Origin of the sequence: Pectobacterium brasiliense, from assembly GCF_016950255.1 — a bacterium.
Classification (GTDB): domain Bacteria; phylum Pseudomonadota; class Gammaproteobacteria; order Enterobacterales; family Enterobacteriaceae; genus Pectobacterium; species Pectobacterium brasiliense.
In genome coordinates this window covers 3,018,564-3,031,318 of the sequence record NZ_JACGFN010000001.1, presented here as the reverse complement: position 1 = coordinate 3,031,318, position 12,755 = coordinate 3,018,564, and the positions used below count along the sequence as shown (strand labels likewise).

The window sequence follows — 12,755 nt, the reverse complement described above, 5'->3', positions numbered from 1 at the left end:
TTAATCCTGTTGCTCTGATTGCTGGATCTGCTCAGCGACCTGTTGCAGGCTGGCTTCTATTTTGGCCAACCACTCACTGGGAACGAACAGGCAAGGCTGATGCTGGCTGAATAAGCGGCGCTGTTCGCGCAACTGCATGTTCAGCTTTTCATACTCATCGATAATGTCAGCAGGAAGCGCACAGTCGCGCTTTTCTGGCAGAGAAAGAATAGAGGATTGCAGGCTGATATCACGAACCGTCAGATGTTGGCGATCGTCCACCAGCAGGTCGAGACGTTGCGTGAAGCCGATACCGTTGAGTTTGCCCCGAATTTCTCCCCCTTTTTGCAGCCAGCCTTGCAGAGCATTCTTCTCAATGATCAGGTGGTTGACTTCAATATCGTGCAGGATCAGCGGGCGTTGCAGCACCAGATCCAGCGTTTCAGCGGTGATAGCTTCAGGCAAGGTGTAATGGAATTTTCTACCGAGAAAGTGCCCCTGTTTCTCCACCGAAAAGGCCTGTAATTCGCTTTGTTCACGCTGGTATTGCTGACGTCTGGTGTTCACCTGTTGCAAGCGGAACAGCAGGCTTTTCTGCTGGTAAGCGTGCTCGGTAATCAGTAATTCAAGCTGGTGCTCGATGAGCGTTAACGTGCTTTGGTCATGCCAGAGACAGTCTTTCAGCAGAATGATATCAACCGGCGTAATGGCATCCCGTCCGCAGAAAAACGCGCTGGCCTGAAGCAGGCGCAGGGCTTTTTTCCAGCGCCGATCGGAAATGTAAGGAGCATTTTCCAGCGCATCAAGCTGCTGGCGCAGCGTGTAAATCAGCTCGAAGCCGAATTCTGGCAACGCGACGTGCTCAATATCTTTCTGCCACTGTTGGTACTCTTCATCGCTGACGCTAAGAGCGGGCGGGACGGGGTTATCGCGTTCGCTGCTGTTATTCACGAGCAGCGCACGGAAATTCTGTTTTTCCTGCACACGATCGAGCCACAGACGGATGAGCATTCGGTCGTAGAGCGCTTCCAGACCGCCATCCGCTTCCGGCAATTCATTCGACGCGGCGACCAACAGGCGCATCGGGATCGTGTCTTCGCTGTTGCCATTACGGAAACGCCGCTCGTTAATAGCCGTCAGCAGGGTATTCAAAATGGCGGGGCCCGCTTTCCAGATCTCATCCAGAAACACGATTTCAGCTTCCGGCAGATAGCCTGCTGTCAGGCGCTGATAGCGCCCTTCGTCTTTTAACGCCTGAATGGAAAGGGGACCGAATACCTCTTCCGGGGTGGAAAAGCGGGTCATCAGGTACTCGAACGCGTTCGCATGACGAAAAGCGAATTTAAGACGCCGGGCGATCATACTTTTGGCTATACCTGGCGGCCCCAGTAGGAAAACACTTTCCCCACTTAGCGCGGCCAGCAGACAGAGACGAATGGTGTGCTGTCTTTCGTAGAGCCCGTGTTCTAGCGCATGACTGAGACGAGAAATTCTTTCAGCCAATGCCGCAGTTTGACGCATAATTAATCCGTTAGTCCCATGATGTGATGTACTGAAATCGTTTATTTTTGAACCCGATTGATCCCCTGAAAGTGGACGCTCAGAAAATCTCTACTTTCAGAAAGGTAATGGTAATAATAAACGGCAGATCACAGTTTTTTATTAGAATACTTTTACGGATTATTCACCCTAACGGGGTAAGTAAGCAATAAACCACCTTTTACAGGATGTTTCTTATACAGGTGACCGCATAATAAAAATGGGTTTTTACCCTGATTTGTGCATACTGTGCGCTCTTGGATGAGTTGCTGTGAATGACGCGCTTCGCGGACTGATTAACATTCGCGGACTGATTAACAACAGAAGATAGATATGAGCTCAGAACATAAACGTTCGCTTCCGGCTGTCACGCTGGCGGCCATCGGGGTGGTTTATGGAGACATAGGAACCAGCCCTCTTTATACGTTAAGGGAATGTTTATCAGGGCAGTTTGGTTTTGGGGTCGAGCCTGACTCGGTCTTTGGCTTTCTTTCACTGATCTTTTGGCTGTTGGTCCTCGTTGTTTCGCTGAAATATCTGACCTATGTGATGCGTGCCGATAACGCAGGTGAAGGTGGGATTCTCACCCTCATGTCGTTAGCCGGGCGCAATACCTCCGATCGCATGACGTCCGTGCTGGTCATCATGGGGTTGATTGGCGGCAGCTTCTTCTATGGGGAAGTGGTCATTACGCCAGCCATCTCGGTGATGTCGGCAATGGAAGGGCTGGAAATCGCTGCGCCTTCAATGGACAGCTATATCGTACCACTCTCGATTGTCGTTCTGACATTACTGTTTATCATTCAAAAACACGGTACGGGTAGCGTCGGTAAGCTGTTTGCACCCGTGATGCTGATCTGGTTTTTGACGCTTGGCGTTCTGGGCGCGCGCAGCATCATTGCTAACCCTGAAGTCTTGCAGGCGTTGAACCCGATGTACGCCGTGCGCTTCTTTATCGAATATAAAGCGGTGTCGTTCTTCGCGCTGGGGGCGGTGGTGCTGGCGATTACCGGGGTCGAAGCGCTGTATGCCGATATGGGCCACTTCGGTAAATTCCCGATCCGTCTGGCCTGGTTTACGGTGGTACTGCCGTCGCTGGTGTTAAATTACTTCGGGCAGGGCGCGTTGCTGTTAAAGGACCCGGAAGCCATCAAGAACCCCTTCTTCCTGCTAGCGCCAGACTGGGCGCTGATTCCACTGATGATATTGGCTACGCTGGCGACAATCATTGCCTCGCAGGCCGTTATTTCCGGTGTTTTCTCCCTGACCCGTCAGGCAGTGCGGCTGGGCTACTTGCCGCCGATGCGTATCGTACACACGTCAGATATGGAATCCGGTCAGATCTATATCCCCGCCATTAACTGGATGCTCTATATCGCCGTTGTCATCGTGATTGTCAGCTTTGAGCATTCAAGCAATCTGGCGGCGGCTTACGGGATTGCGGTAACGGGTACGATGGTGATTACCAGCATTCTTTTCTGTACAGTTGCGGTGAAGAATTGGCTCTGGAATCGCTATCTGGCGTGGATGTTGCTGGCGGGCTTGCTGATTATCGACGTGCCGATGTTTTTGGCCAACGTAGTCAAGATCCTGTCCGGCGGCTGGCTGCCGCTGGCGCTGGGTATGGTGATGTTTATTATCATGACGACGTGGAAAAGCGAGCGTTTCAGGTTGCTGCGCCGGTTGCATGAGCATGGTAACTCGCTGGATGCCATGATTGCCTCGCTGGAGAAAACGCCGCCGACGCGTGTGCCGGGGACCGCCGTGTATTTCTCGCGTGCGACTCGCGTGATTCCGTTCGCGCTGTTGCATAACCTTAAGCACAATAAGATCCTGCACGAGCGCGTGGTGCTGTTGACCATGCGAACGGAGGATGCGCCCTATGTGCTTAACGCGCGTCGAGTGACGGTTGAACAGCTTTCACCGACGTTCTGGCGCGTGATTGCCAACTATGGCTGGCGTGAGACACCGGATGTGGAAGAGGTCTTTCAGCGCTGTTGGCAGGATGGGTTAACCTGCCAAATGATGGAAACGTCTTTCTTTATGTCCAATGAATCGCTGATTATCGGTGAGCGCCCGTGGTATCTGCGCTTGCGCGGCAAGCTATTCATGATGCTCAGCCGCAATGCGCTGCGGGCGGCGGATCAGTTTGAAATACCGCCGAACAGGCTGATTGAGCTGGGGATACAGGTCGAGATTTAAGTGAACCGAATAGATGATCTTATGTTGGGATAAGATCGAGATATACGGTCGACCACGAGGTGAGGCATCCCTGCGGGAACCTCATCCTCGTGTTTCCCTAATAACAGGCAGCGAGTTGCTGCTAGTACGTTAACTATTTTACCAATTTATGGCGACAATCAGCCCCCCTTCGGGCTGATTGGTGAACGTGACCCGCATGTGGTGCAGTTTTGCGATGTTGTTGACGATGGAAATCCCAAGACCGCTGCCGGATTTCTCCTGCCCCGGTGGGCGATAAAAGCGTTCGCCAATTCTTGCCAGCGCCTCTTCGCTAATGCCCGGTCCGTTATCGGTAACCTGAAAGCCACGCTCTGTCAGCGTCAGGCTTACCGTCCCCCCTTCATTGCTGTAGCGAATAGCATTATCCAGCAGATTGCGTACCAGCAGAGTCAGCAGTAGCGGGTGGCCCTGCCTAATAACCGGGGTGTCCGGTAAATCCAGCGTCAGTTCGATACCCGCGGTTTGCGCTGTGTTGTAATGCGCGATCACCGCCTGTTGCAGGAGTTCATTGAACTGGACGGGCTGCATCCCTTCGGGGGACGATTCGGCATCTAGCCGTGATAACGTCAGGAGCTGATCCACCAGCCGTGTGGCTCGATCGATGCCTTTATCCAGATTGACCAGCGCATGGTGCCGCATGGCTTCATCATCATGCGCCAACTGTGCAACTTCGGTTTGAACTTTCAACGCTGCCAGCGGGCTACGCAATTCGTGAGCCGCATCGGAGGTAAAACGGCGCTCGCGAGTTAGCATATCGCTTATGCGGGAAAACAGGAGATTCAGCGCGTTTACCAGCGGGCGAACTTCTTGTGGGATGTGCTGCGTCGCCAGTGGTGTGCTGTCGTCGGGGGAGCGTAACTGAAGCTCAGCGGCAATACGTTTTAGCGGAGAAAGTTCGCGTGTCACTAGCCAAAAAAGCAATGCCAGCATGATAGGCAGCGCAAACAGCCAGGGCATCAGGTTGGTTTTTACAATATCCAGCGTCATATCCTGACGGTATTCCCATTCCTGACCCACAGCAATGACGTAACGATCATCCTGCGTCGTCAGCCAGACGATACGCCAGGCGTCATTGTCATCGCGCAACCTGCCGTCGGTGAAGCCGTTGCGTTTATAGTCAAAAATGAAATCTTTGCCGTTATCGCCATCGTTCAACACCATTTTTCCGTCGCGGGTAAAAATGGCGAAGGCCAGCGCGTCATCATCCTGCTTGCCTCGGTTTTTATGTACCAGATTTTTGGTTTTTGGCAGAGAAGCTGATGGGCTTCGCAATTCATCGGGATTCATGGTGGCAAGACGCTTGGCAAACAGCATTTGCTGAGTATCAAACAACTCATTGATATTATGACGTGTCTGATACCACGAAAGCAGACTGGCGACACTCCAGCAAATTAATGTCAGCAGCGCAAAGCCCGCAATCAGACGTAAGCGCAGGCTGAGTCGGTTCATGGTGCATCTCCCAGAATGTAGCCAACGCCATGCACGGTACGGATAAACCCACTGCCCAACTTTTTGCGCAGGTGGTGGATATGGACTTCTACCGCATTGCTGGAGACATCATCATCCCAGCCGTAGAGCTTCTCTTCCAACTGTGCACGCGTGAGCACGCGGCTTGGATTGAGCAAGAACAGTTCCAGCAGTGCCAGCTCGCGGGATTTTAGTATCAATGGCTCGCTGTTAAGCGTGACGCTCCGTGAGCCAGGCTCAAGGGAAACTGCGCCATGTGTTAATGCGGGCTGGAGTTGACCGTGACGGCGACGAATCAGCGCCTGAAGGCGAGCGGCAACTTCAGTTAGCGCAAAAGGCTTACATAAATAATCATCGGCCCCCTGCTGCAACCCTTCTACACGCTGTTCCAGCGCATCGCGGGCCGTCAGAATCAGTACCGGTTCGTCATGTCCAGCCTGACGCCACTGGCGCAGGATATCCATGCCATCCATACCCGGCAGGCTGAGATCGAGCACCACCGCATCATAAGGGGCGGCCTTCAACGCGGCAGCGCCGGCTTTACCTTCCGTAAACCAGTCAATATTAAAGCCCAGTTTGATCAATCCAGCTTTTAGGCCATCACCTATCAGGCGATCGTCTTCGATTAACAATACTCTCATGGCTGCCTCGCAAGGGATGTGCCGCTGTCGCGTTTGCGCCTTTTCCGGTTTTATACGAAATCGGGGGGCGATGTGTACAGGACAAATCGCTGAAATTGGACGATTTCGGCAATATAAAAAAATAAAAATGTAAAAGCTGAGTCCTTAAGATTCTGTTAAGAACGGTTTGTTTTAATCCTTCTCGAAGACCGATTACTCCCGCAGGTTGACTGCGAAACGACAGGCAAAATAAGGAAGGAATACTATGAAAAAAGCAGCTGCGTTATTTGCCATTACCGCTCTGGTTTCTGCACCCGTATTTGCCGCACAAAGCGGCGGTGGCTTCGTCAACCCAGAAACGCCTGCGGTTGGCACACATAAAGGGGGATTCGTCGATCCGCAGAATTCCCTCACGACGGTAGATAAGGCTAAAGATCTGCGTGACGATAGTTGGGTTACGCTGAGCGGTAATATCGAAAAACGGATTGGTGATGAGAACTACCTGTTCCGTGACTCCACTGGCACGATGGAAGTTGAAATCGATCATAAGCGCTGGAATGGCCAGATGGTTTCACCTACCGATAAAGTTGAAATACAGGGTGAGTTGGATAAAGACTTCAATTCCGTCGAGCTGGATGTGAAGCAGATCCGTAAACTCTAATACGCTATCTCCAATTATCTCGTGGCGGGCGATTGCCCGCCATTTCTCTATTTATCAACCTTCTCTATCTGTCATTCTTTACGTTGCCTACGCTTGTTCATCCAAATGATCGACGTGATTAAGCCGCCAGACATCTTTCTTTGCCATCTTCCTGAAATGTGAATTACCTAGAGTTGATAACCGCGTTATCTTGTTTTTATTTTTTGTTAGCGAAACGTTTCGATGGTGATCACATTTTTTTTATTTCTTCATTGCCTTTCCTACTTCTTTTTCTAGAATATTGTTAGCGAAACGTTTCGCTGGTGGGGTGAGAAGATGAAAAAAGCAACATTATTGAATTCAGATATTTCTTCCGTGATTGCTCGGCTGGGACACACCGATAGCCTTGTTATTGGTGATGCTGGTTTACCGATTCCTGAAACGACGACCCGTATCGACCTGGCGTTGACGCACAATGTGCCGACGTTTTTGCAGGTGGTTAATGTTGTCACCAGCGAAATGCAGGTTGAAGCCGCTATTCTGGCGGAAGAAATTATTGAAAAGAACCCCGCCGTCCATGACGCATTACTCGATCAATTGAAGCAACTTGAACAGCATCAGGGAAACTCAATTGCATTGCACTATGTCAGCCATGAAGAATTTAAAACCCAAAGCGGCAAAAGCCGGGCCATCATTCGCAGCGGGGAGTGCACTCCGTATGCCAATGTCATCCTTTGTGCTGGCGTAACGTTCTGAGGCATCAATGCAACCTTTACTGCAACTGCAAGGCATCACGAAATCTTTTCCCGGCGTTAAAGCGCTTTCCGGTGCAGCACTCAACGTCTATCCGGGAAAAGTGATGGCGCTGGTGGGCGAGAACGGTGCGGGCAAGTCCACCATGATGAAAGTTCTGACCGGGATCTATCGTAAAGATGCCGGCAGCATTCATTTTCTGGGGAAAGAGGTCGATTTCAGCGGGCCGAAAGCGTCCCAGGAAGCAGGTATCGGTATTATCCATCAGGAACTTAACCTGATTCCCCAACTCACGATTGCCGAGAATATCTTCCTTGGTCGTGAATTTACCAACCGCTTCGGTCGTATCGACTGGAACAAGATGTATGCGGAAGCCGATAAGCTGCTGAAACGCCTTAATCTGCGCTATGACAGCCGTCGTATGGTCGGGGATTTATCGATTGGCGATCAGCAAATGGTAGAAATTGCCAAGGTGCTGAGCTTTGAATCGAAAGTCATCATCATGGATGAACCGACCGATGCCCTGACAGATACTGAAACCGCCTCGTTATTCAGTGTGATCAAAGAGCTGCAATCTCAGGGATGCGGCATTGTTTATATTTCCCACCGCCTGAAAGAAATCTTTGAAATCTGCGATGACATTACCGTGTTCCGCGATGGTCAGTTTATCGGTGAGCGTCCGGTCAGTGATTTAGAGGAAGATACGCTGATTGAAATGATGGTCGGTCGTAAGCTGGAAGATCAGTACCCACGTTCGAATAAAGTGCCGGGAGAGGTTCGCCTTAAGGTACAGAATCTGTCTGGGCCGGGCGTCGACAGCGTCAGCTTTACGGTGCGGAAAGGCGAAATTCTGGGCGTCGCAGGGTTGATGGGTGCGGGCCGTACCGAACTGATGAAGATTCTCTACGGTGCACTGCCGCGAACGGGCGGTAATGTGACGCTGGATGGCCGCGACGTAGTGACCCGTAAACCGCAGGATGGCCTGGCGAACGGCATCGTTTACATTTCCGAAGACCGCAAACGTGATGGTCTGGTGCTGGGCATGTCAGTAAAAGAAAACATGTCCTTAACCGCACTGCGCTATTTCAGCCATGCGGGCGGTCGTCTAAAACATGCCGAAGAGCAACTGACGGTTGCCGACTTTATTCGCCTGTTCAACGTGAAAACGCCTTCGATGGAGCAGCCTATCGGCCTGCTCTCCGGCGGTAATCAGCAGAAAGTGGCGATTGCCCGTGGCCTGATGACACGCCCAAATGTCCTGATCCTCGATGAACCGACGCGTGGCGTCGATGTCGGGGCGAAGAAAGAGATTTATCAGTTAATCAATCAATTCAAAGAAGAAGGGCTGAGCATCATATTGGTGTCATCCGAAATGCCCGAAGTCTTGGGAATGAGCGATCGCATCATTGTGATGCATGAAGGGCGCTTGAGCGGTGATTTCCCTATTGAGCAAGCTACCCAGGAAGCACTGATGGCCGCGGCCGTTGGTAAGCAATACGGCGCAAAGCAGGAGTAAGTCAGACATGAGTTCTCAATCTATCGCGGCAAAACGCTGGTTCAGCAAAGAGTGGTTACTGGAGCAGAAATCGCTGATCGCGCTCCTGATCCTGATTGCGGTTGTTTCCGCCATGAGCCCTAACTTTTTTACCCTGAACAACCTGTTCAATATTCTCCAGCAGACGTCGGTGAACGCCATCATGGCCGTCGGCATGACGCTGGTGATTCTGACCTCGGGCATCGATTTGTCAGTGGGTTCCCTGCTGGCATTGACCGGTGCCGTAGCGGCTTCCATCGTCGGGCTTGAGGTCAATGCGCTGGTGGCGGTGTTTGGCGCACTGGCGCTGGGGGCGCTGATCGGTGCGGGTACGGGGGTCATTGTATCCAAAGGCAAAGTGCAGGCGTTTATCGCCACGTTGGTCATGATGCTGTTACTTCGTGGTGTGACGATGGTTTATACCAACGGCAGCCCGGTTAATACTGGTTTTTCCGACGTAGCAGATGCGTTTGGCTGGTTTGGTATCGGTCGTCCGTTGGGGATTCCGACACCAATCTGGATCATGGCTATCGTGTTCGCGGCTGCCTGGTACATGTTGCACCACACGCGTCTGGGGCGCTATATCTATGCGCTGGGCGGCAACGAGTCTGCTACCCGTTTGTCCGGCATCAGCGTTGATAAAATCAAGATTATTGTCTATTCCCTGTGTGGGCTGTTGTCTGCCCTGGCGGGAATTATCGAAGTCGCACGTTTGTCCTCTGCACAGCCGACGGCGGGTACAGGGTATGAGCTGGATGCTATCGCGGCTGTAGTATTGGGCGGCACCAGTCTGGCTGGAGGAAAAGGGCGTATCGTTGGTACGTTGATCGGCGCACTTATCCTTGGTTTCCTCAACAACGGACTGAATTTATTAGGTGTTTCTTCTTACTACCAAATGATCGTTAAAGCAGTCGTCATTTTGCTAGCGGTTCTGGTAGATAACAAAAGCAGTAAATAACCTTCATTCACACAGGAATTGAGTTATGAATATGAAAAAGCTGGCTACTCTGGTTTCCGCTGTTGCGCTGAGCGCGACTGTCAGTGCTAATGCCTTGGCCAAAGATACGGTTGCTCTGGTGGTTTCTACGCTGAATAACCCGTTCTTTGTTTCAATGAAAGAGGGTGCACAGAAAGAAGCTGACAAACTGGGTTACGAGTTGATTGTGCTGGATTCCCAGAATAACCCAGCAAAAGAACTGGCTAACGTTCAGGATTTGACGGTACGTGGAACCAAAGTTCTGCTGATCAACCCGACCGATTCTGATGCAGTAGGTAATGCGATTAAAATGGCTAACCAAGCCAAGATCCCTGTTATTACGCTGGACCGCGTCGCGAGCAGTGGTGAAGTGGTGAGCCACGTGGCTTCTGATAACGCCTTCGGCGGTAAAGTTGCCGGTGACTTCCTTGCCAAGAAATTGGGTGAAGGCGCTAAAGTGATTCAGCTGGAAGGCATCGCGGGAACGTCTGCCGCGCGCGAGCGTGGGGCGGGCTTCATGAAATCTGCTGAGAAAAATAAATTCGCTATGCTGGCCAGCCAACCCGCTGACTTCGACCGTACTAAAGGGCTGAACGTGATGCAGAACCTGCTGACCGCACACCCTGACGTTCAGGCTGTATTTGCTCAGAACGATGAAATGGCGTTGGGTGCTCTGCGTGCACTGCAAACCGCAGGCAAAACAGATGTGCTGGTTGTCGGCTTTGACGGCACTCAGGATGGCGTGAAGGCCGTTGAGTCAGGCAAGCTGGCTGCGACTGTTGCTCAGCGTCCTGATCAGATCGGTGTGATCGGTATCGAAACGGCGGCGAAAGTGCTGAAAGGCGAAAAAACGCAGGCTATCATTCCGGTTGACCTGAAGCTGGTCGCAAAATAATTAAAGAATAAAGCAGGGCTCGCGCCACCCGTTTGTGGTGGCGCATTATTAACGTAGCGGGATTCGACATAATGAAAACGGGTAAGCTGGTGGTGCTGGGCAGTATTAATGCTGACCATATTCTCAATCTTGAGCAATTTCCCCGTCCAGGCGAAACGGTGATCGGTGAGCAATATAGCGTTGCTTTCGGTGGGAAAGGTGCCAATCAGGCCGTTGCCGCTGGTCGAAGCGGTGCAGACATCGCCTTTATTGCCTGCGTGGGAGAAGATGATATCGGCACCCGTATTTGCCAGCAGCTATCCAAGGACAATATCGATGTTTCCGCCGTTGAGGCTATCTCCGGGGAAACAACCGGCGTTGCGCTGATTTTTGTTAACGCCGACGCTGAGAACATGATCGCGATTAATGCCGGTGCGAATGCTGCGGTGACGCCTGATTATCTTCATCGTTATCAGCAACACATTATTGATGCTTCAGCATTGCTTATGCAGCTTGAGTCGCCGTTGGAAACGGTCATTGCGGCCGCTAAACTGGCGCATGAAAATCAAACGAAAGTGATTCTTAACCCCGCCCCTGCCCGCGAACTGCCCGATGAACTGTTATCGCTGGTCAATATGATCACGCCGAATGAAACCGAAGCGCAGTTCCTGACGGGAATTACCGTTGAGACGGAAGACGATGCGGCTCGCGCAGCACAGGTTCTGCACGATAAAGGTATTGAAACGGTTCTCATCACATTGGGTAGCCGTGGCGTATGGTTAAGTGAAAACGGTCAGGGGCAGCGCATTCCGGGATATCGTGTAAAAGCCGTGGATACTATCGCCGCCGGAGACACGTTTAATGGCGCGTTAGTGACTGCATTGCTGGAAAATAAGCCCATGTCCTTCGCCGTAAAATTTGCCCATGCGGCAGCTGCGATAGCCGTTACTCGCCGAGGCGCTCAGCCCTCTGTCCCGTGGCGTGAAGAGATCGACGCATTTTTGCAAACCCAGGGGTGATCTTTGGCCACCATGAAAGATGTCGCCCGTCTTGCGGGCGTTTCTACTTCTACCGTATCTCACGTCATTAATAACAATCGCTTTGTCAGCGACACCATTCGCGAAAAAGTGATGAAGGCCGTTGAGGATCTCAACTATGCGCCGTCTGCGCTGGCCAGAAGTCTGAAAATAAACCAGACCCGCACCATCGGCATGTTGCTCACTGCCAGTAATAACCCGTTTTATGCCGAAGTGGTTCGTGGCGTAGAGCGCTGTTGTTATGAGCGAGGCTATAGCCTGATTCTGTGCAATACAGAAGGCGATCGCGACAGAATGAGCCATAGTCTCGAAACGCTGCTGCAAAAGCGGGTTGACGGCGTACTGTTGATGTGTACCGAAAGCCATCGCCCTTTGCCCGAAATGATGAGCCGCTATCCTTCTATACCTATGGTCATGATGGATTGGGCACCCTTTGAAGGCGTTATGGACGTCATTAAAGATAACTCTCTGCTCGGTGGGGAGATCGCGACCAATTACCTCATTTCTCGTGGCTATAAAAAGATAGCCTGTATTGCGGGTCCAAAAGATAAGACGACCGCCTATAACCGATTAGAAGGTTATCGACAGGCGATGCAGCTCGCTGGGCTATTCATTCCCGCTGACTATGAAGTTTTCGGCGATTTTGAGTTTGAAGCGGGCTATCGCGCTATGCAGCAGTTGTTAGCGCTGGAAGATAAACCTGAAGCGGTGTTCACCAGTAACGATGCGATGGCCGTTGGCGTGTACCATGCGCTTTATCAGGCTGGACTTTCTATTCCGCAAGACATGGCGGTTATTGGTTACGATGACATAGAATTGGCCCGCTATATGTCACCACCTCTAACTACTGTCCATCAACCAAAGGATGAGCTTGGCGAATTGGCGATTGATACGCTGCTATATCGTCTGGAACACCCTAACACCGAACCTAATGTGTTGGTGCTGACGCCGGAATTAATGGTGCGCGAGTCTGTCAGGTAAGGTTTCTCGCTAAGAAAACGCTGAAAAATCCCGCATAACGGCGTCTTTTAATGCGCTTTGCTGAAAAAAAAACCACTCGGTAATTTTTTTGCATTTAGCACTTGTCAGTGGCCG

The 12,755-nt window shown here is 51.5% G+C and carries 11 protein-coding genes; 8 read left to right on the top strand and 3 right to left on the bottom strand.

Annotated elements, in window-relative coordinates; translation table 11 throughout:
- On the bottom strand, positions 1 to 1,500 hold the full coding sequence (gene ravA / locus H4F65_RS13445; RefSeq protein ID WP_010681472.1) for an ATPase RavA: 1,500 nt from the start codon (positions 1,498 to 1,500) through the stop codon (positions 1 to 3).
- Positions 1,501 to 1,851: 351 nt separating this feature from the next.
- On the opposite strand from ravA, the gene kup reads away from it, so the two are divergent.
- Positions 1,852 to 3,720 carry a low affinity potassium transporter Kup gene (gene kup, locus H4F65_RS13440; protein ID WP_010681473.1) on the top strand — a complete coding sequence of 623 codons (1,869 nt, stop codon included), beginning with the start codon at positions 1,852 to 1,854 and terminating at the stop codon, positions 3,718 to 3,720.
- Between the two features lie 138 nt (positions 3,721 to 3,858).
- On the opposite strand, the gene qseC is transcribed toward kup, so the two are convergent.
- The gene (gene qseC / locus H4F65_RS13435) at positions 3,859 to 5,208 is read right to left on the bottom strand and encodes a quorum sensing histidine kinase QseC (protein ID WP_010681474.1); all 1,350 of its coding nucleotides are present in this window, start codon (positions 5,206 to 5,208) and stop codon (positions 3,859 to 3,861) included.
- A complete protein-coding gene (qseB, locus tag H4F65_RS13430; RefSeq protein WP_010681475.1) occupies positions 5,205 to 5,867 on the bottom strand; it encodes a quorum sensing response regulator transcription factor QseB in 663 nt (220 codons plus the stop codon). The genes qseC and qseB overlap by 4 nt, the downstream gene beginning before the upstream one ends.
- Before the next feature lie 244 nt (positions 5,868 to 6,111).
- Here qseB and H4F65_RS13425 point away from each other — a divergent pair, with 244 nt between their 5' ends.
- The 7 genes from H4F65_RS13425 to rbsR all read left to right on the top strand — a co-directional run bounded on the left by H4F65_RS13425 (position 6,112) and on the right by rbsR (position 12,641).
- Positions 6,112 to 6,507: a YgiW/YdeI family stress tolerance OB fold protein gene (locus tag H4F65_RS13425; protein ID WP_010681476.1), complete on the top strand. Its 396-nt coding sequence runs from the start codon at positions 6,112 to 6,114 to the stop codon at positions 6,505 to 6,507.
- 315 nt (positions 6,508 to 6,822) lie between these two features.
- Positions 6,823 to 7,242: a D-ribose pyranase gene (rbsD, locus tag H4F65_RS13420; protein ID WP_010681477.1), complete on the top strand. Its 420-nt coding sequence runs from the start codon at positions 6,823 to 6,825 to the stop codon at positions 7,240 to 7,242.
- Between the two features lie 7 nt (positions 7,243 to 7,249).
- Positions 7,250 to 8,755: a ribose ABC transporter ATP-binding protein RbsA gene (rbsA, locus tag H4F65_RS13415; protein ID WP_010681478.1), complete on the top strand. Its 1,506-nt coding sequence runs from the start codon at positions 7,250 to 7,252 to the stop codon at positions 8,753 to 8,755.
- Between the two features lie 7 nt (positions 8,756 to 8,762).
- Entirely contained in the window at positions 8,763 to 9,731 is a 969-nt protein-coding gene (gene rbsC / locus H4F65_RS13410) for a ribose ABC transporter permease (protein ID WP_010681479.1), read from the top strand.
- Positions 9,732 to 9,756: 25 nt separating this feature from the next.
- Positions 9,757 to 10,644 (top strand): ribose ABC transporter substrate-binding protein RbsB, encoded by an 888-nt coding sequence (rbsB, locus tag H4F65_RS13405; RefSeq protein ID WP_010681480.1) that lies wholly within the window; start codon positions 9,757 to 9,759, stop codon positions 10,642 to 10,644.
- A gap of 71 nt (positions 10,645 to 10,715) precedes the next feature.
- On the top strand, positions 10,716 to 11,642 hold the full coding sequence (gene rbsK, locus H4F65_RS13400) for a ribokinase (protein ID WP_010681481.1): 927 nt from the start codon (positions 10,716 to 10,718) through the stop codon (positions 11,640 to 11,642).
- 3 nt (positions 11,643 to 11,645) lie between these two features.
- A complete protein-coding gene (gene rbsR, locus H4F65_RS13395; RefSeq protein WP_039320122.1) occupies positions 11,646 to 12,641 on the top strand; it encodes a ribose operon transcriptional repressor RbsR in 996 nt (331 codons plus the stop codon).
- Positions 12,642 to 12,755 lie beyond the last annotated feature (114 nt).

Coding starts and splice junctions, on each gene's coding strand:
- ravA (WP_010681472.1), bottom strand. CDS start 1,500: ATGCGTCAAACTGCGGCATTGGCTGAAAGAATTTCTCGTCTCAGTCAT.
- kup (WP_010681473.1), top strand. CDS start 1,852: ATGAGCTCAGAACATAAACGTTCGCTTCCGGCTGTCACGCTGGCGGCC.
- qseC (WP_010681474.1), bottom strand. CDS start 5,208: ATGAACCGACTCAGCCTGCGCTTACGTCTGATTGCGGGCTTTGCGCTG.
- qseB (WP_010681475.1), bottom strand. CDS start 5,867: ATGAGAGTATTGTTAATCGAAGACGATCGCCTGATAGGTGATGGCCTA.
- H4F65_RS13425 (WP_010681476.1), top strand. CDS start 6,112: ATGAAAAAAGCAGCTGCGTTATTTGCCATTACCGCTCTGGTTTCTGCA.
- rbsD (WP_010681477.1), top strand. CDS start 6,823: ATGAAAAAAGCAACATTATTGAATTCAGATATTTCTTCCGTGATTGCT.
- rbsA (WP_010681478.1), top strand. CDS start 7,250: ATGCAACCTTTACTGCAACTGCAAGGCATCACGAAATCTTTTCCCGGC.
- rbsC (WP_010681479.1), top strand. CDS start 8,763: ATGAGTTCTCAATCTATCGCGGCAAAACGCTGGTTCAGCAAAGAGTGG.
- rbsB (WP_010681480.1), top strand. CDS start 9,757: ATGAATATGAAAAAGCTGGCTACTCTGGTTTCCGCTGTTGCGCTGAGC.
- rbsK (WP_010681481.1), top strand. CDS start 10,716: ATGAAAACGGGTAAGCTGGTGGTGCTGGGCAGTATTAATGCTGACCAT.